Origin of the sequence: Streptococcus mitis (assembly GCF_047465045.1) — a bacterium.
In the GTDB taxonomy this organism is placed as follows: Bacteria; Bacillota; Bacilli; order Lactobacillales; family Streptococcaceae; genus Streptococcus; species Streptococcus mitis_DT.
Genome location: NZ_JASHAR010000001.1, coordinates 279,055 through 297,058, shown reverse-complemented (window position 1 = coordinate 297,058; position 18,004 = coordinate 279,055). Strand labels below are relative to the sequence as shown.

At 36.5% G+C, this 18,004-nt stretch carries 19 protein-coding genes; 17 read left to right on the top strand and 2 right to left on the bottom strand.

Annotated features, from left to right (window positions below; translation table 11 throughout):
• Positions 1-13: 13 nt before the first annotated feature.
• The 16 genes from rlmD (at position 14) to QM409_RS01370 (ending at position 15,300) form a co-directional block, all read left to right on the top strand.
• Positions 14-1,375, top strand: coding sequence for a 23S rRNA (uracil(1939)-C(5))-methyltransferase RlmD (rlmD, locus tag QM409_RS01445; protein WP_414304892.1), 1,362 nt, complete (start codon positions 14-16; stop codon positions 1,373-1,375).
• 208 nt (positions 1,376-1,583) lie between these two features.
• Positions 1,584-1,757 (top strand): hypothetical protein, encoded by a 174-nt coding sequence (locus tag QM409_RS01440; RefSeq protein WP_000159602.1) that lies wholly within the window; start codon positions 1,584-1,586, stop codon positions 1,755-1,757.
• Positions 1,754-2,533, top strand: coding sequence for a replication initiator protein A (locus QM409_RS01435; RefSeq protein ID WP_000822768.1), 780 nt, complete (start codon positions 1,754-1,756; stop codon positions 2,531-2,533). Before QM409_RS01440 ends, QM409_RS01435 begins: the two co-directional genes overlap by 4 nt.
• A 98-nt stretch (positions 2,534-2,631) precedes the next feature.
• Positions 2,632-3,990, top strand: coding sequence for a DNA (cytosine-5-)-methyltransferase (dcm, locus tag QM409_RS01430; protein WP_414304893.1), 1,359 nt, complete (start codon positions 2,632-2,634; stop codon positions 3,988-3,990).
• Positions 3,974-4,423 carry a hypothetical protein gene (locus QM409_RS01425; protein WP_414302718.1) on the top strand — a complete coding sequence of 150 codons (450 nt, stop codon included), beginning with the start codon at positions 3,974-3,976 and terminating at the stop codon, positions 4,421-4,423. Before dcm ends, QM409_RS01425 begins: the two co-directional genes overlap by 17 nt.
• Positions 4,416-4,796 carry a hypothetical protein gene (locus QM409_RS01420; RefSeq protein ID WP_414302717.1) on the top strand — a complete coding sequence of 127 codons (381 nt, stop codon included), beginning with the start codon at positions 4,416-4,418 and terminating at the stop codon, positions 4,794-4,796. Before QM409_RS01425 ends, QM409_RS01420 begins: the two co-directional genes overlap by 8 nt.
• Positions 4,797-4,808: 12 nt before the next feature.
• On the top strand, positions 4,809-5,042 hold the full coding sequence (locus QM409_RS01415; protein WP_000840776.1) for a hypothetical protein: 234 nt from the start codon (positions 4,809-4,811) through the stop codon (positions 5,040-5,042).
• 2 nt (positions 5,043-5,044) lie between these two features.
• Entirely contained in the window at positions 5,045-5,632 is a 588-nt protein-coding gene (locus QM409_RS01410) for a CPBP family intramembrane glutamic endopeptidase (protein ID WP_414302716.1), read from the top strand.
• 333 nt (positions 5,633-5,965) lie between these two features.
• The gene (locus QM409_RS01405) at positions 5,966-6,265 is read left to right on the top strand and encodes a hypothetical protein (RefSeq protein ID WP_044791545.1); all 300 of its coding nucleotides are present in this window, start codon (positions 5,966-5,968) and stop codon (positions 6,263-6,265) included.
• Positions 6,255-6,743, top strand: coding sequence for a hypothetical protein (locus tag QM409_RS01400; RefSeq protein WP_000093677.1), 489 nt, complete (start codon positions 6,255-6,257; stop codon positions 6,741-6,743). The genes QM409_RS01405 and QM409_RS01400 overlap by 11 nt, the downstream gene beginning before the upstream one ends.
• Complete coding sequence (locus QM409_RS01395) at positions 6,743-8,620, top strand: VirD4-like conjugal transfer protein, CD1115 family (protein ID WP_264351473.1); 1,878 nt, start codon at positions 6,743-6,745, stop codon at positions 8,618-8,620. Before QM409_RS01400 ends, QM409_RS01395 begins: the two co-directional genes overlap by 1 nt.
• A 20-nt stretch (positions 8,621-8,640) precedes the next feature.
• A complete protein-coding gene (locus tag QM409_RS01390; RefSeq protein ID WP_000627865.1) occupies positions 8,641-8,883 on the top strand; it encodes a hypothetical protein in 243 nt (80 codons plus the stop codon).
• A gap of 16 nt (positions 8,884-8,899) precedes the next feature.
• Positions 8,900-9,754, top strand: a complete 855-nt coding sequence (locus QM409_RS01385; RefSeq protein WP_001054256.1) for a conjugal transfer protein TrbL — start codon at positions 8,900-8,902, stop codon at positions 9,752-9,754.
• 53 nt (positions 9,755-9,807) lie between these two features.
• Positions 9,808-10,167, top strand: a complete 360-nt coding sequence (locus tag QM409_RS01380; RefSeq protein WP_001097589.1) for a PrgI family protein — start codon at positions 9,808-9,810, stop codon at positions 10,165-10,167.
• Entirely contained in the window at positions 10,118-12,475 is a 2,358-nt protein-coding gene (locus tag QM409_RS01375) for a VirB4-like conjugal transfer ATPase, CD1110 family (RefSeq protein WP_414304894.1), read from the top strand. Before QM409_RS01380 ends, QM409_RS01375 begins: the two co-directional genes overlap by 50 nt.
• 11 nt (positions 12,476-12,486) lie before the next feature.
• Positions 12,487-15,300, top strand: coding sequence for a phage tail tip lysozyme (locus tag QM409_RS01370; RefSeq protein ID WP_414302714.1), 2,814 nt, complete (start codon positions 12,487-12,489; stop codon positions 15,298-15,300).
• Positions 15,301-15,330: 30 nt separating this feature from the next.
• Here the strand turns inward: QM409_RS01370 and QM409_RS01365 are convergent, their stop codons facing one another.
• Positions 15,331-15,519: a hypothetical protein gene (locus QM409_RS01365; protein ID WP_001860875.1), complete on the bottom strand. Its 189-nt coding sequence runs from the start codon at positions 15,517-15,519 to the stop codon at positions 15,331-15,333.
• 18 nt (positions 15,520-15,537) lie between these two features.
• Between QM409_RS01365 and QM409_RS01360 the strand changes: the two genes are divergently transcribed.
• Positions 15,538-16,104: a PBECR4 domain-containing protein gene (locus QM409_RS01360; RefSeq protein WP_070481759.1), complete on the top strand. Its 567-nt coding sequence runs from the start codon at positions 15,538-15,540 to the stop codon at positions 16,102-16,104.
• An 890-nt stretch (positions 16,105-16,994) separates the two neighbouring features.
• Here the strand turns inward: QM409_RS01360 and QM409_RS01355 are convergent.
• On the bottom strand, positions 16,995-17,957 hold the full coding sequence (locus QM409_RS01355; protein WP_414304895.1) for a helix-turn-helix domain-containing protein: 963 nt from the start codon (positions 17,955-17,957) through the stop codon (positions 16,995-16,997).
• Positions 17,958-18,004 lie beyond the last annotated feature (47 nt).

Here is an 18,004-nt window from a genome sequence, read left to right as displayed (position 1 = left end):
GAAAGAGAAGAGAATGTTAAAGAAAAATGATATTGTAGAAGTTGAAATTGTTGACTTGACCCATGAAGGTGCAGGAGTTGCCAAGGTAGATGGTTTGGTCTTTTTTGTAGAGAATGCTTTACCAAGTGAAAAAATCCTTATGCGAGTCCTCAAGGTTAATAAAAAGATTGGTTTTGGGAAGGTTGAAGAATACCTTGTTCAATCACCACACCGTAATCAAGATTTAGATTTGGCTTACCTGCGTTCAGGAATCGCTGATTTAGGACACCTTGCCTACCCAGAACAGCTCAAATTTAAAACCAAGCAAGTTAAGGATAGTCTATATAAGATTGCTGGAATTGATGATATAGAGGTTGCTGAAACTTTAGGTATGGAACATCCAGTCAGGTACCGCAATAAGGCACAGGTCCCTGTTCGTCGAGTCAATGGTGTCTTGGAAACTGGATTTTTCCGTAAGAATTCCCACGACCTCATGCCTCTTGAAGATTTCTTTATCCAAGATCCCGCGATTGATGAGGTAGTAGTAGCCCTACGCGACTTGCTCCGTCGTTATGATTTGAAACCTTATGATGAAAAGGAACAAGCTGGCTTGATTCGAAACCTTGTGGTGCGTCGCGGACATTATTCAGGTCAAATTATGGTTATTTTGGTAACAACTCGTCCCAAAGTTTTTCGTGTGGAGCAATTAATTGAACAACTAATCAAGCAGTTCCCAGAGATTGTGTCTGTTATGCAAAATATTAATGACCAGAACACTAATGCTATTTTTGGTAAGGAATGGCGTACGCTTTATGGTCAAGACTATATTACCGACCAAATGTTGGGAAATGACTACCAAATCGCTGGTCCCGCTTTTTACCAAGTCAATACTGAAATGGCTGAAAAACTTTATCAAACAGCCATTGACTTTGCTGAATTAAAAAAAGATGACGTGGTTATTGATGCCTATTCTGGTATCGGGACGATTGGCCTCTCTGTTGCGAAACATGTCAAAGAAGTTTATGGTGTTGAAGTAATTCCAGAAGCGGTTGAGAATAGCAAAAAGAATGCTCAGCTGAACAATATTTCAAACGCCCACTATGTCTGTGACACAGCTGAAAATGCTATGAAGAATTGGCTCAAGGAAGGAATTCAACCAACCGTTATCTTGGTTGATCCTCCACGCAAGGGATTAACCGAAAGCTTTATCAAAGCAAGCGCCCAAACAGGAGCAGACCGTATTGCCTATATCTCCTGCAATGTCGCAACCATGGCGCGTGATATCAAACTCTACCAAGAATTGGGATACGATTTGAAGAAAGTCCAGCCGGTGGATCTTTTTCCACAAACGCACCACGTGGAGTGTGTAGTGTTGCTACAACGAAAAAAAGGGTAAAAATCCTTGATTTTAAGCTATTTTACAAGCATTTTGTATTTGTAGATAAAGGCAATTTTGACGTCAAAAAAGTCCTAAAAAGGCACATAGATGTATATGTATTTGTAGATGTCGTTTGCGCATCGGAAAAATGAATACAACAATAAATATTTATCTAAAGAGAGAACAATTGTATATTGTTCTCCTTTTTTTATTTTCAGGAGGGAAAATGACAAAAGAATTACAATCATCACGCTATATTGTCATTTCATTTTTAGTACGTGAAATGGGAATTGACATTGTTGAAGCCATCTCTCTTATGGCTGAATTGGAAAAAAGTGGCTTGGTTCAATTGGAATCAAGCGGAGATTTAACACTCAAAGAACTTGGAGGTGCGCTATGAAACGAATTACCGCAAATCAATACCAAACTTCAGAACGGTATTACAAATTACCTAAAATTCTTTTTGAGGATGAGAAATATATGGATATGAAACTAGAAGTAAAGGTGGCTTATTCTATTTTAAAAGATCGTTTAGAATTATCTCTCAGTCGTGGTTGGATAGATGAAGAAGGAGCGGTTTATTTAGTATTTTCTAATTCTAAACTGATGAAGCTGTTAGGTTGTTCGAAGTCTAAATTACTATCTATCAAAAAAATTCTTAAAGAATATGACTTAATCGATGAAGTTCAACAGTCTTCAAGTGAGAAAGGAAGACTAGCTAATAAGATTTACTTAGGGGAATTGTCTTCTACCCCAGTAGGTAATTCAAACAGGCCTAGTGTTAAAAAAAGACTAGGGCAGGTTGAAAATGAAACGGCCCCCGTCTCACATTCAGCCCCTAGAGAGACTGAAGTTAGTGAGACTAAATATAGTGAGACTGATTCTTTATTTATTGAGGATGAGGAGGATAGGAATACTCAACCTATTTTGAAAAGAAAAGTAGAAAAGGTCACAAAATATGATCGAGATTATATTTGGGGATTGGTACAAGATCAATTTAGACGAGAAGGTTTTTCTGAAACAGCCAGTGAAATTGCTATGACTGATTTTGAGAGAATCTATCAGTATGCTCTTGACAATGTTCGCTTTGTTAGACGAGCGGAAGTACTTGCTGAATTTGTGTTTAACGGCTTGTATTCCGTTTGGAATAACCGTGTTAGAAAAGGAGGTGGTTAAATGTCGCCAATCGAGTGGATATTAGTTATGCTCATTGTCATTTCATGTGGTGTGACTATTTGGACATTGATAGTCGATCAGAAAGGGGTGATAAAGAAATGAGATTTATTGATTTATTTTCAGGTATAGGTGGATTTCGACTTGGAATGGAAAGTGTCGGACACGAGTGTATTGGATTTTGTGAGATTGATAAATTTGCTAGGAAATCTTATAAGTCCATTTTTCAAACGGAAGGAGAAATAGAATTTCATGACATACGAGATGTTTCAGATGACGAATTTAAAAAACTTAGAGGGAAAGTCGATATCATCTGTGGGGGATTCCCTTGTCAAGCATTTTCAATCGCAGGAAGACGATTGGGATTTGAAGATACTAGAGGAACTTTATTCTTTGAAATTGCTCGAGCGGCCAAACAAATCCAACCACGTTTTCTTTTTCTTGAAAATGTTAAAGGCCTACTCAATCACGATAAGGGACGGACGTTCACCACAATCCTTACCACACTTGATGAGTTGGGGTTTGATGTTGAGTGGCAGGTGCTTAACAGTAAGGATTTTGGCGTTCCCCAAAACAGAGAGAGGGTGTTTATTATCGGACATTCTAGAAAGAAAGGTACCAGACTCTTATTTCCTTTCAGACGAGAAGGTCAAGCAACTAACTCTGAGACTTTGAAAGCACTAGGGAATTTGAATCCATCAAAAAGTGGAATGAGTGGTAAAGTCTATTATTCAGAAGGTCTTGCACCAACCTTAGTTCGTGGAAAAGGAGAAGGATTTAAAGTTGCGATTCCTTGTATGACACCAGACAGATTAGAAAAAAGACAAAATGGTAGACGTTTCAAGGATAATCAAGAGCCAATGTTTACTTTAAATACTCAGGATCGCCATGGTATTGTCGTTGTTGGAGATTTACCAACTAGCTTTAAGGAGACCGGACGCGTCTATGGAAGTGAGGGCTTATCTCCAACACTGACTACGATGCAAGGTGGAGATAAAATCCCCAAAATACTGATTCCAGAACCAATCAAATTTCTAAAAGTCCGAGAGGCAACGAAAAAAGGATATGCTCAAGCAGAGATTGGGGATTCAATCAATTTAGAAAGACCAAGTTCTCAGTATCGTCGTGGTAGAGTTGGAAAAGGTATAGCGAATACGTTAACAACTAGTGGGCAAATGGGAGTAGTAGTGGCTAGCTATGAAGGAGAAGATAAACAAGTTTACCAAGTAGCCGGTGTTTTAATAGATGGACAATTTTACCGTTTGAGAATACGACGAATCACTCCTAAAGAGTGTTTTCGCCTACAGGGATTTCCCGATTGGGCTTTTGAAGCTGCTAGAAAAGTTTCTAGTAATAGTCAGCTCTATAAACAAGCTGGTAATAGTGTAACCGTTCCTGTGATTGCTGCAATCGCAAAGAAATTAAAAGAAATAGAGGAAAAAAATGAAAGCATTAAATAAAGAATCAATACTAGATTGTGATGAATTAGAAACACAATTACATGATGCAGAAATCAAACAGCTGGATGAACAAATATTTTTAATGCCCAATTATCCATGTGAGTTTGAAGTGACATTTTTAGATGATTACCATAAAAAACACAACTACCCCCTATTTTACGAATCCTATCTTCAAAACGTTATGGAATTCCTTGAAAGTCAGGATATAAAGAATGGAGCTGATGCCTTTATAGATAATAATCAAAATCTTGTTTTTGTTTTATATGGACAAGGCTATCAAGCCGAGGGAAAAGAGGGAATACTTACAACCCAAGTAACTGTAAAAGCTTATGATGAAGACAAGCAACCGATTAACTTCGCAAATTTATTAGATTCCTTAATCGTTTCAGAATATCAAATGGAACCGAATCTTTGGGAGGTCTCCCATGATTGATCTCTATCTAAGTAAAAATAGCCAAAGAAATCAACTTCTTTTAGACTTCTTCCAAAACTATGGCATCGAGGTATCTTGTCATTCGATTTCTGAAATGACAAAGGACAAATTAATTGAAATGATGAGTTATTCTTCAGATTGTTTTGAGTTTTTATCGCCCAACTTATTACGATTTAAGAACCGTGACAATCTAAGATTAACGGATTTCATTGAAATGATATTAAAAAATCCTGAACTAACCATCAGGCTTCCTCTTGCGGTTTCAAATAAGCGAGTTTATCCAAATCTGAACCTAGAGGAGGCTAGAGCTCTATTGCCAAGAGATACGAAACAATTGATTTACATGGCACAAACACATTATTTATCTAACTAAAGGAGAAGCAATATGGCTGAACGATTTTGGGAGAACTTGTCCATTATTTTGGCTGAAAGAAATATCAGTTGGATTGAGTTAACCAGAAAAATGTTTGCGGGAGAGTTTCACTATCCAAGTGAATTGAATCGTTTGTATCAAAAGATTCGCCACTATAAGATGGAACAACGAATGCCTCAAAGTCCATGGGTAGAAAGGATTGTGCAGGTATTAGATTTAGATTATGAAGATTTATTTCGGAGGTAACTATGAAAAGAATAATTCCAGTTTATATATTCCAACAAGTAAATGTCCTATTGGTATCTCTATACTTACTGAAATTTTTTTGTATCGGTGAGTTAACTATACTAGAGATTCTCTATGGTGCGTCGCTCATTTCTTTTTTATGGATGTATGGTCAACGAAAACAAGTGGCCAAGGTCAATATGGAAACTAGGATTAAATGGCTTGGTATTGGATTCGTTAGCCTACTGATTATAAGTCTATGTTTTAGCTTAATCCATGCGCAAGGAAGCGCGAATCAAGCAAACTTAATTGTCCTACAACATCAGGTTCCTTGGTTTTCATTTTTATTGTTCTTAATCAATGCGAGTATGGTTGAAGAATTTCTGTATCGAGAAATTTTATGGAACTTGGTGAGAAAATTAGATATTCGAGTTGCTTTGACAAGTGTTTTATTTGCCTTAGTACATCATCCAGGAACCATTCTAGCTTGGTGTTTATATGTTTCACTTGGGATGTTTTTAGGGATGGTGCGCTATAAATCTGACTTATGGGGAAGTATGGGTTTACATTTGGTGTGGAACCTACTAGTTTATAGTTTGTTGCTTTTTTAGACCAAATTAGCTTATTTTAGGGAAATGAAATGCTAACGTTATGTAACAATGTTAGTCTTTTATTTCAAAATCTTTGTTTAGTATGAATTTAGCTCTACAGAAAAATAAAAAATGTGATAAAAATTTCAACTACTCTTATCTATAATAAAGCTACCTGTTCTTTGAAAATTGAATCCACTCCGTCTTGATTAGCGTGCCTGTGTAAGTAGGGACTGAGAGTATTACCCTGTGAAGGGCAACTGGCACAAGACGTGTGTGAGAATTTTCTAACAGACACGGAGTTTATCGTTACCAGACTTAAACGATGCGACAAACTAGATAAAGGAGTTAATCATGAAGGTAGTAAACTTGTATGATTTGAAACAAATGGGAAATAAAGGTGGATGTACCATCCAATTGATTCATCACTTTCCCTTTGGTATGGGCTTAGGACATCTCAAAAAAGACTACATTGAATTTAAACGTGTTGGTATCGTTGATGGGAAAGCAGTAGAAGTTACTCTTCGAGAACCTTATTCGAGAGATCTACTGCAGGTTATCAAGTCGATTAAGCAACGTCAGAAATTGATAGCTTATCGTTATAAAGAAGGAAAGCTGCTATTTGTTAAGAAGGAGGCATCAGATGTCCTCTGAACAACAGGAACGAATGGCAGTTCAATATGCTGAGCGTAGTCTTTTATTTACTGTAAAAAGTCTTTTAAAGATTCTAGAATGGTCTAGACGTCAGGCTTTAGCACAGGATTCCGCCTATAAGATAGGGGTGCAGAAATTAGAAGAATTGCTACAATCTCCTTATTCGATTGATACGATTAATCTGAAGAAAGATTTTTTAGACAAACCAATTGATATAGAGAAATTTAAAGCTTTTTTAGAAAAAGAAGAGATTCCTTTGGCCATCGCTTGGCAAGGGGATTCTCTACATTTCTACACGAAAGACCGTTCGATTCTAGACAATCATTTAGACCATCTGTTAGAAAAAATGGTTAATGATCCGGAGAAATTAGCTGATTTTACCATGGATAAGTCATTAGACGATGCAATTGATGAAGCTAAATCCCAAATAACCTTTAGACAAGAAGGAGCCGTCAAACAGAAAGAGATGGTGAGATGATGTACAGTGGAAAGAAATTCCTACTATTCTCACTGTTAGGTATCTTACTAGGCTATCTTTTTCATCGTTTAACGCTTTTGTATGATTCCTATACTGGAAATAGCTTAGATAAATGGACTCATCTTCTGATGGAAGGTCAAGATGAAGTTCTTCAGTCGCCATGGAATGTTTCCTTTACTGGAAAATCAAGTGCTTTTTTTCTACTAGGCTTTCTGATGATGTTGCTGGTTTATCTTTATTTAGAGACTGGCAAAAAACAATACCGAGAAGGGGTAGAATACGGGAGCGCCCGTTTTGGAACTCTAAAAGAAAAGAAGCTCTTTTACGGTAAGGAATTTTCTCATGATACGATCTTAGCACAAGATGTTCGTCTGACATTATTAGATAAAAAACCAGCCCAATACGATAGGAATAAGAATATTGCGGTGATTGGAGGTTCAGGAAGTGGGAAGACATTTCGCTTTGTGAAACCCAATCTGATTCAAATGAATAGTTCTAATATTGTAGTGGATCCTAAAGATCACTTGGCCGAAAAAACAGGCAAACTCTTTTTAGAACATGACTACCAAGTAAAGGTGCTAGATTTAGTCAATATGAAGAACTCAGATGGCTTCAATCCTTTTCGCTATATAGAGACAGAAAATGATTTGAATCGTATGCTGACGGTTTATTTCAATAACACCAAAGGCTCTGGCTCCCGTAGTGATCCATTTTGGGATGAAGCTTCTATGACTCTGGTTCGAGCTTTAGCCTCCTACTTGGTCGATTTCTATAATCCACCTAAAACAAGAGAACAGCTCATAGAAGAAAGTCGTTTAAGTCAAAAGGAATACCAAAACTTGTTGAAACGTCAAAAAAAAGAAGTGGAAGAGCGAAAAAAACGTGGGCGTTATCCAAGTTTTGCTGAAATCTCAAAACTCATTAAACACTTATCCAAGGGTGAAAACCAAGAAAAAAGTGTCTTAGAAATTCTATTTGAAAATTATGCTAAAAAGTATGGAACTGAAAATTTTACCATGCGAAATTGGGCAGATTTTCAAAATTATAAGGATAAGACTCTGGATTCTGTTATAGCTGTAACCACTTCTAAATTTGCCCTCTTCAATATTCAAAGTGTCATGGATTTGACCAAAAGAGATACCCTTGATATGAAGACATGGGGCCAGGAAAAATCAATGGTTTACTTAGTTATCCCAGATAACGATAGTACCTTTCGCTTTCTTTCAGCTCTCTTTTTTTCAACTGTATTTCAAACCCTAACAAGACAAGCAGATATTGATTTTAAGGGGCAATTACCTCTTCATGTGAGAGTCTACTTAGATGAGTTCGCAAATATCGGAGAAATTCCAGATTTTGCTGAACAAACCTCAACAGTCCGTTCTCGGAATATGAGTCTCGTTCCTATTCTACAAAATATTGCCCAACTTCAAGGGCTCTATAAAGAAAAAGAAGCTTGGAAAACCATTCTTGGGAACTGTGATAGCTTAGTCTACTTAGGTGGTAATGATGAAGATACCTTTAAATTTATGAGTGGCTTACTCGGTAAACAAACCATTGATGTTCGAAATACTAGTCGTTCCTTTGGCCAGACAGGTTCAGGATCCCTTTCTCATCAAAAGATTGCTCGTGATTTAATGACACCTGATGAAGTCGGAAATATGAAACGGCATGAATGCCTGGTTCGAATTGCCAATATGCCTGTCTTTAAAAGCAAAAAATACAATTCAACCAAGCATCCAAACTGGAAGTACCTAGCCAATCAAGAAAGCGATGAACGGTGGTGGAACTATCAAATCAATCCTTTAAATCAAAGACAAGAAAATCATCTTGAAGGCCTTAGAATTCGTGATTTAACTTTTGAATCTAGTTTAAAATAAAAATAGAAAAGAGGAAATAGATGATTACGCATTTTAAAGGTTTTGTTTATGGAGTAGACGCAAGTGCCATGTTTGCACAAGCTATGTCTTTGTTACAGAAGGGATTGATTGCGGTTGGTGCCTTTCTCGTTGTTGTGGGGATTGTCAACCTTGCAACCAATATTAAAGATGGTGGACCAGGTGTTCGGAATGCCATTCTTGAAATTGTCGGTGGAGTTATGGTCGGGGCTGCTGGAGCCTTTGTAACTCAGATTTCAATTTAGGAGGATAAACAATGACATGAATCTTAGTTTAGTCTCACCCTTTGTTTACCTTGCATCTGAAAAAATATCAGCTGAAAATTTATTTGAAGGATTTAATGTGGATTTACAATCTACGGTAGATCTGATTAAATCCCTATCTAGCTACAATCCAACAGTTTGGACTTATATGTCTAGTATTACTAAAAGTGTCATGCAACCTCTTGGAGTTGCGATTTTATCAGTTGTTCTCATCCTAGAATTTTCGAAGATGGCAAAGAAAATTGCTAACTCAGGTGGAGCGATGACCTTTGAAGCATTAGCGCCGATGTTGATTAGTTATATTATGGTCGCAGTTGTAATTACCAACACTACCGTCATTGTAGAAGCTATCATCGGGATTGCGAGTCACGCCATTGAACAAGTGGCCTCGATTGTGGCTCACGGTGGGGCAAAGTATGATACCATCTCTGGATTAAAAGGGTCAGGATTTATTGGCCGCATGATTGTGGGCTTTTTCGCCCTCCTTATCTGGCTAGTTCGGATAGTAAGTGCAGCTATGGTCAATCTTTTGGTATCTATTCGATTTATTCAACTCTACCTTATGATTCCATTTGCCCCTCTTACGATTCCAACATTTTTAAGTGATGAGTGGAAGTCTATTGGTATTGGCTATTTAAAAAATATTATGGTCTATGCGGTACAAGGGGTTCTCATTTTTCTGATTGTTTCTCTTGTTCCTTTGTTTGAATCTGCTGGGAAAATAGCTGTTTCAAATGGTGCAGGAGTCCTGCAATCTCTTGCGATTATGTTTGGTAGTTTAATACAAGCTATCTTACTGATTATTGCCCTCGTTGGTTCTCAACGTACGGCTCGCTCAATCTTAGGTATGTAATTAGATAAAGGCTAGGAAGTGATTGCTTCTTAGCCTTTTTAGAAAGGAAAGTCATGAATACACGTGTCTTTAAAGACATCTCAAAATACCAACACAGGGCTTGGTTAGGCTTCACTACAAGGCAAATCATCTTTGTTTTACCAGCCTTTATTGTCACAATTATTGTTTTGGGTTTGAATCTCTTTTTCTGGCAATTTGGAGATTGGTTTGTTTACGGTTTTGTGTTTGCTTTTACCATCCCCCTCATGCTTTTTGGAGTCTATAAACCCAATGATTTATATTTTGAACATTATTTGAAATACCGTCTTCATTTTGAATTAACGGTTCCCCTACGCACAATTACAGGAAAGAAAGGACCTGAACATGAAAAGAAAATCAAATACATTAAAGAAACAAAAAACTTCAATGACTAATCAGAAAGAAGTAGTTAAAGGAAAAAAAGAGGAAGTGTTACCATCAACGGCTAATACTCTTTCCTATCAAGCCCTGTATCAAAATGGTCTGATGCAGGTGAAAGAAGATTATTTCTCACAAAGCTATTTACTTGGTGATGTCAATTATCAGACCGTTGGTTTGGAAGATAAGGGCGCAATCATTGAGAAGTATTCTGATTTGATTAACTCCCTAGATGACCAAACCAACTTCCAATTGACCATCTTTAATAAAAGATTGAATTTAGAAAAGTTTAGACAGAGTGTTCTGTATGAGGAAAAAGAAGATGGGTATGATACCTATCGTAAAGAACTGAATCGGATGATGAATCAGAATTTAGACAGTGGGGAAAATAACTTTTCAGCTGTGAAACTGATTAGCTTTGGAAGAAAGGATTCTAATCCCAAACAAGCCTATCGTTCCTTGTCCCAAATAGGAGAATATTTCAAGAGTGGTTTCTCAGAAATTGATGCACGATTTGAATCCTTGGCTGGAGAAGAGCGTGTCAACTTGTTGGCAGATATGCTTAGAGGAGAACACCATCTTCCTTTTTCTTACCGTGATTTAACGAGATCTGGTCAGACAACTCGTCACTTCATAGCACCTAATCTCTTGGATTTTAAAAACAAGAATTACCTACAAATCAATGACCGCTTATTGCAGATTGTCTATGTCAGAGACTACGGTATGGAGTTAGGAGATCAGTTTATCAGAGACCTCATGCAAGGAGATTTGGAATTGATTGTGAGCCTCCATGCTCAAAGTTCGACCAAGGCGGATGCTATGAAGAAACTACGAACAAAGAAGACCTTGATGGAATCCCAAAAGATTGGGGAACAACAAAAACTTGCTCGTACAGGTATCTATTTGGAAAAAGTAGGCCATGTTTTAGAAAGCAATATCGATGAAGCTGAGGAACTCTTAAAAACCATGACAGAGACAGGAGATAAACTATTTCAAACAGTCTTTTTGATTGGTGTTTTTGGTCAGGATGAAGAAGAACTTAAACAAGCTCTAGACACGATTCAACAAGTGGCCGGCTCAAATGACCTAATGATTGATAAACTTCCATATATGCAAGAAGCAGCCTTTAATAGTTTGCTGCCATTTGGTTGTGATTTTTTAGAGGGAGTATCACGGAGTTTATTAACATCTAATGTAGCAGTGAACTCTCCATGGACTTCAGTAGACTTACAAGACCGTAGTGGGAAATATTACGGTATCAATCAAATTTCAAGTAATATTATTACAATTGATCGTAGCCTATTAAATACACCGTCTGGTCTGATTTTAGGGACATCTGGAGCTGGGAAAGGGATGGCAACCAAGCATGAGATTATCACGACCAAAATCAAGGAATCTGGTGAAAATACTGAAATTATCATTGTGGATCCAGAAGCAGAGTACAGTGTTATTGGACGGGCTTTTGGTGGGGAAATGATTGATATTGCGCCAGATTCCCAAACCTATCTCAATGTACTTGACTTGTCTGATGAAAATATGGATGAAGATCCTGTAAAGGTAAAATCAGAATTTCTTTTATCCTTTATCGGCAAGTTATTGGATAGGAAAATGGATGGAAGAGAAAAATCGATTATCGACCGAGTTACGAGACTCACCTATCAGTCATTTAAAGAGCCTTCTTTGGAAGAATGGGTCTTTGTCTTGAGTCAACAACCAGAAGAAGAAGCGCAGAATTTGGCACTTGATATGGAACTGTATGTCGAAGGTTCTCTTGACATTTTTTCTCATAAGACTAATATTCAGACTGGATCTAATTTCTTGATTTATAACGTTAAGAAGTTAGGAGATGAGTTGAAACAAATCGCCCTTATGGTTGTTTTTGATCAGATATGGAATCGTGTCGTTCGGAATCAAAAATTAGGGAAGAAGACCTGGATTTATTTCGATGAGATGCAGCTTCTCTTATTAGATAAATATGCCAGTGATTTCTTCTTTAAATTGTGGAGTCGTGTCAGAAAATATGGAGCTAGTCCGACTGGGATAACCCAAAACGTCGAAACCTTATTGTTAGATCCAAACGGTAGACGGATTATTGCAAATAGTGAATTTATGATTCTCCTCAAGCAAGCAAAAAATGACCGAGAAGAACTAGTTCAACTCTTAGGTTTGTCAAAAGAACTCGAAAAATACCTAGTCAATCCAGAAAAAGGGGCAGGACTAATAAAAGCTGGTTCAGTTGTCGTTCCCTTTAAAAATAAGATTCCTCAAGGTACTCAATTGTTTGATATCATGAGTACGGATCCTGATAAAATGGCTTCTAATTAAGGGGAAGGTAAATGAAGGATAAAAGAGAAATTATACGTGCCCGAAAGGCATTTAGAAGAAGTCTAAAAGATGAGAAGAAATTCTTGAAAAAAGGAAAGAAGGAGGTAAGGAAACAGAAAAAAGATTCCGCTGTACTGGATGAAAAAGCATGGAAAAAAGAGATAAAAGAAAAGCTAGAGGAGATGAGAGAAGCATCAAAGGCTAGAGTAAAACAAGCAAATGAAGATTACAATCACATCCTTCAAAATAGTCCTCCATCTCTTTTGAATCGCAAAGAATTAAGAGACAGACGGTTGCCTCATGCTAGGAAACGAATGAAAATAGCCAAGAAGCAGTTTAAGGAAGCAAAGGCACAGTCAAAAGAAGAAAGAAAAGAGCGTCGTAAAGAAAGAAAAACCAATCAAAAATTTCTCTATGGTCAGGAACTGAAACATAAATCTAATTTTTTCTTTCAAGGGAAGAGTTTAGAAGAATTAAAAGCTAAGAAAGAAGTCAAGGCCGCAAAAGAGAATCTAAAATCTACTAAACAAGCCTATAAGTCCAAAAAAGTCAGTAGGAAAGCCAAAACTTTTCTTTATGTCCTTGGACGTGAAGGAGGAGAGTTAGCTTCAGAAAATGAAGATTTAGAAGGCTATCGCACACTTCAAGAGACCATTAGAAAAGGGAAACGCTACAGTCGGCTTTCTTATAACATTGGGAAAGCTAGTGTCAAAACAGGACAAGCAACAGGTCGTTTTACCAAGAAAAGACTGACCAACACAAAAGAGCGATACCATCATTTTAAGGATGGAAAAGGATGGAAACTAGCGAAAGATAATCCAAGCTCCTTTAAAAATCGGTTTCGAAAATTAAAGAAACAAGGTCTTACAAGTGTCCGAAATATCTATCAAAAACTAAAAGCAGCCTTTTCCTTCTTTACATTTGCGGCTGGAAATCCTGCAACATGGATAGTTGGAGGATTAGTCTTTCTTCTCTTACTTATGATGAGCTTCTTTTTAGGATTTTCATCTGCTAGTTTGATTCAACAAGATGAATTTGAATTAACAAAAGCTTATACCCACCTAACTTGGGAAGATGCAGAACATACTCGTACAAATGACAAAGGCATTACCTATTACACAAAAGTTGATGATGTGATGGGGTATATGAACTTTAAATTCCATGACTATGAGTTAAACAAACCAGTTCACTTATTTAGTTCCGAAACTTACAAGGATTATCTGTCTACTTTGTGGCATGATTTAAACGATGGGGATGATTTGAAATCCATGCAAGACCTTTATGAAACTCCTAAGTATAAACTATCGAAAGACGATCAAGAGGAAATAAAGGAACTAAAAGAAGAAGGTGTCTATGCTTCCATGCAGGAATTGGACAATCCATTTGAGGGGAAAAGCAACGAAGATAGTCTAACCATGACTTATCGTTATGGATACTATGATTTAGACGGAAAACCTACTCTTCAGGAGTACATTCTACTAGAAGCGAAGGCTCACCAAACGATTGTCGCACCAATGGATGGAGTTGTATCTCTTGACGGAGATGATGTTATTCTTACTAACGGAAAAGGAGAGAATGAGAGTCGTTTAACCTTGTATTCTATTCATAATGGCCGTGCGATTGAGGGAACAAGAGTCCTAACAGGTGATGTTATTGGTGAAACACCAGATGATACAGGTTTGAAAGTTTCCTATCAAAAGTATAAGAACAAGAAAGAAAAATTGGTGTACGTCAATCCGCAATTTTATTTTCCCAAAGTCATTCAACTTCAGACCACTATCTTACCTGCCATTGGTCAGTTTGGTGGAGATGAGTTTGAACGAGCAAAACATATTTATGAGTTTTTGAAATCTCAAGGGGCAAGTCCCCAAGCCATTGCGGCTATTTTAGGAAATTGGTCGGTAGAGTCTTCTATCAATCCTAAACGAGCTGAAGGAGATTATTTATCTCCTCCTGTTGGCGCTACCGATTCCTCATGGGATGATGAAAGCTGGTTAGCGATAGGAGGGCCAGCCATTTATAGTGGTGCTTATCCTAATATCCTTCATAGAGGTTTGGGGTTAGGTCAATGGACGGATACTGCAGATGGTTCAACACGTCATACAGCTTTGTTAAATTATGCACGTAGCAAAAATAAGAAATGGTATGATTTAGACCTCCAACTTGATTTTATGCTTCATGGGGATAGTCCTTACTATCAAAGTTGGCTAAAGGATTTCTTTAAAAATACGGGTAGTGCAGCCAATCTAGCCCAACTCTTCCTTACCTATTGGGAGGGAAATTCTGGTGACAAACTACTGGAAAGACAAACTAGAGCAACGGAATGGTATTATCAAATTGAAAAAGGCTTTAGTCAAACAAATGGAGGACAGGCAAAAAGTGACCCACAATCCCTTGAAGGGGTTCGTGGGGACTTGTATGATCATTCTGTTCCTGGTGGTGGAGATGGTATGGCCTATGCCTATGGACAATGTACATGGGGTGTTGCGGCTCGTATGAACCAGTTAGGATTAAAGCTAAAAGGTAGAAATGGAGAAAAGATTTCAATCATTAATACTATGGGAAATGGTCAGGACTGGGTTGCGACAGCTTCAAGTCTTGGTGGGGAAACTGGCTCTACACCAAGAGCAGGTGCCATTGTTTCTTTTGTGGGAGGTACACATGGCACACCAGCCATCTACGGTCATGTGGCTTTTGTCGAGAAAGTATATGATGACGGTTCTTTCCTTGTGTCTGAAACCAACTATGGTGGCAACCCTAACTATACCTTTAGAAAAATCTCTCAAGCAGATAGTGCCATTAGTTTTGCTTATACTACGAAATAGAAGAGTTTACACTTGAAATTTTAACCATTTTCAGGTAGAATAAATAGTGTAGATGAGTAGTCGGCTCATGGTCAATCTGATAGTAATCTTGGACATAAGGGCCAAGCGGTGGCGGACACCAGAACGAAATCCGATAGCAATCTTGGACGTAAGGGCCAAGCGGTGGCAGACACCAGAATAAACCGACTGACTAGGTGGCTTACAGACTCTGTAAACCACCTTTTTTGTGAGGAAAATATGGCAAATTCTAGAGATTATCGTAATCCAAATTACACCGAAAAAATAAAACTTCAGCGTTTTTTTACTCAGTTACAAATTGCGGCTTCTTTTTTTAAAGAACACTTCGTTGGCAAAATCATGTATTATGAAACAGAAATAGAAAGTGTTGAACTTCATTTTTCACCTACTAATTTCATGCACCTATGTGGTGTTGATTACCGAAAAGGTGCAGGCAGTTTCTTTGACGATTGTTTAAATAGTCATGTCATAATTGATGAGTTGAAAATAAAAAATGATGGAACCACGATGCAAAAGTTACAAGTTTTAGGATCTATTGAGGAGTTATTGGGAAAGCATGTTCATCTAACTGGTTCAGGACGTTATTTGTATTTGGAGTTTGATTATGCTCTACGTACAAGAAAACAGATACTAGCATTAACATTGAAAGAGACATCAAGGAAAATTGTTCCTCAATCTTTATTAGATTTGAAGAGAAAGACAGTATTTCCAGAAGGTCAAAAAGTAATTTCAATTTACTCAAAACATTTACAAACGTCGGAACTTTTTTATTATTTAAAAGATTAGTTTACATATCTTTTGTGGTATAAAACATATTTTTATCATTATAAGGAGAACGCAGTTTTGGCTCGTTCTTTTTTTGTTGATGATATGCTCCAAACAACATATACTAGATTGGATATGAAATAGTTTGTGATTACATAATTTATCTTCAGGAAAGTTATGGACATTATGTCAATTTCTGTTATGATAGACATCTCTAACAATTTCCGTTATAACAGACATTGACTTACAAAGTATTTCTTTTCTGAACATATTAGCGTTATAATATAAATGCAGTGTTACACTGTAGAATATTAAGAAAATAGGATACTATAGGTTTAAACTAAATGTGTAAGATAAATAGTTGGATTAGTAAAAGTTTCAAGTCTGATAAGAACAACATTACATTTCATACAACTGAATGTATATATTTTATAAGAGAGAGGGATGCTTGATTGGGGAAAATCATTCAAAATACAGTTATAAGGATTTTAATAAGAATGAAAGTGTGATATTTCTTTTTCAATAATCTTCTAAATTTATTAAAATCAAGCTTTCCACTTATGTATTCTGCTAATAAACTTCAATACATTTCAATAGATTTTCAATATTTGGTGGGGATTTTTATTATACTTTGTACGAGCTTTTCAATACCCTACCCCAACCTTTAAAATCCCCTAAGTTATTTACTCAAGGGATTTTTTATCTGCTTTTTTCATACTCAAACAGTCAGTCTAACTGTTTGATTTTCTTTGTGACTAAGTCCCTAAAAATAGTAGAATTAGCTACTTTACTGATTTTACAAGATAATAACAAGACCTAAACGTATAATTTATTTAGGTTTACCAATTATGACTTTAACATTTTCCAATAAGGTCTAACTCAACCGTCCCCAAAGTTAAATCCTTATGTATTTAATCAGAAAGATTATTTTTCGCATATTTTTTTATGTCTTTGGGATAAAATCCCTTATATTTTTTGAAGCATGTACTAAATTTACTGTGAGAGGAATATCCTACAGCCTCTGCTATATCTTGAATTTTAAGGGTAGAGTTCAGTAGGAGTAATTCCGCCATATTCATTCTCCGTCTTTGAGTATATTCTGTAATTGTACATTGATATTTTTGCTTAAATAACTTTTTTAGTTTTGTGCCGCTCATAGTGGATATTTTTTCTAAAGTATCCTGTGAGATAGATGTTGCATAATGATCGTCTATATAATTGGCGACATTTTTCAAAGCCTCATCATCGGCAATAGATAGTGGATTGCTGTACTTATTTAAAAAAGAGTCTATTGTAATACTTAACCATTCCTTTGCCTTTGACTCAAAAAAGATTTCAGCAGCAGGAGATGCCATCTTGCAATTAAGGATATCTTTTGCGATTCTTTCTAAAGGCTTGTTTATTATAATGCTGGTATTAAAAAATAAATCTTCATAGTTACAGACTTTATTCTTATAAGAGGACAGGCATTGCTCTATCATGGACAGATTGAAATTTATACCGATTCCTAAATAAGGAGAATTTTTGTGAAGTATAAACCTATAGTCTTTAGAATTTTTTGTATTTATAGTAAAAAGTGAATTTGAAGAAAGATTTTGATAAGGATTAAAACATTCACCGTTTGCTGTAACTAAATAAGATAAATAAAGGGAATAGAAATTATTCAAACCAGAAAAACTTGTATGGATAATTTCTTTTTTTATGAAAACATCATAAATATCAATAGTGAAATTATCGCCCTCGTAAAACCAATATATGCCTTCTGCATTATCCGTGCTAAAACGGAATTCATGTCCTACAGTGGAGTATTTTGTATTATCGATAGATTCATCTGTAGAAAAAAAGTTTTTAACAAAGTTATAAAAATCACTCATATTATACCTCCGTGCTTTATATTTTATCCCGAATAGACATTATCCCG

Coding starts and splice junctions, on each gene's coding strand:
- rlmD (WP_414304892.1), top strand. CDS start 14: ATGTTAAAGAAAAATGATATTGTAGAAGTTGAAATTGTTGACTTGACC.
- QM409_RS01440 (WP_000159602.1), top strand. CDS start 1,584: ATGACAAAAGAATTACAATCATCACGCTATATTGTCATTTCATTTTTA.
- QM409_RS01435 (WP_000822768.1), top strand. CDS start 1,754: ATGAAACGAATTACCGCAAATCAATACCAAACTTCAGAACGGTATTAC.
- dcm (WP_414304893.1), top strand. CDS start 2,632: ATGAGATTTATTGATTTATTTTCAGGTATAGGTGGATTTCGACTTGGA.
- QM409_RS01425 (WP_414302718.1), top strand. CDS start 3,974: ATGAAAGCATTAAATAAAGAATCAATACTAGATTGTGATGAATTAGAA.
- QM409_RS01420 (WP_414302717.1), top strand. CDS start 4,416: ATGATTGATCTCTATCTAAGTAAAAATAGCCAAAGAAATCAACTTCTT.
- QM409_RS01415 (WP_000840776.1), top strand. CDS start 4,809: ATGGCTGAACGATTTTGGGAGAACTTGTCCATTATTTTGGCTGAAAGA.
- QM409_RS01410 (WP_414302716.1), top strand. CDS start 5,045: ATGAAAAGAATAATTCCAGTTTATATATTCCAACAAGTAAATGTCCTA.
- QM409_RS01405 (WP_044791545.1), top strand. CDS start 5,966: ATGAAGGTAGTAAACTTGTATGATTTGAAACAAATGGGAAATAAAGGT.
- QM409_RS01400 (WP_000093677.1), top strand. CDS start 6,255: ATGTCCTCTGAACAACAGGAACGAATGGCAGTTCAATATGCTGAGCGT.
- QM409_RS01395 (WP_264351473.1), top strand. CDS start 6,743: ATGTACAGTGGAAAGAAATTCCTACTATTCTCACTGTTAGGTATCTTA.
- QM409_RS01390 (WP_000627865.1), top strand. CDS start 8,641: ATGATTACGCATTTTAAAGGTTTTGTTTATGGAGTAGACGCAAGTGCC.
- QM409_RS01385 (WP_001054256.1), top strand. CDS start 8,900: ATGAATCTTAGTTTAGTCTCACCCTTTGTTTACCTTGCATCTGAAAAA.
- QM409_RS01380 (WP_001097589.1), top strand. CDS start 9,808: ATGAATACACGTGTCTTTAAAGACATCTCAAAATACCAACACAGGGCT.
- QM409_RS01375 (WP_414304894.1), top strand. CDS start 10,118: ATGAAAAGAAAATCAAATACATTAAAGAAACAAAAAACTTCAATGACT.
- QM409_RS01370 (WP_414302714.1), top strand. CDS start 12,487: ATGAAGGATAAAAGAGAAATTATACGTGCCCGAAAGGCATTTAGAAGA.
- QM409_RS01360 (WP_070481759.1), top strand. CDS start 15,538: ATGGCAAATTCTAGAGATTATCGTAATCCAAATTACACCGAAAAAATA.
- QM409_RS01355 (WP_414304895.1), bottom strand. CDS start 17,957: ATGAGTGATTTTTATAACTTTGTTAAAAACTTTTTTTCTACAGATGAA.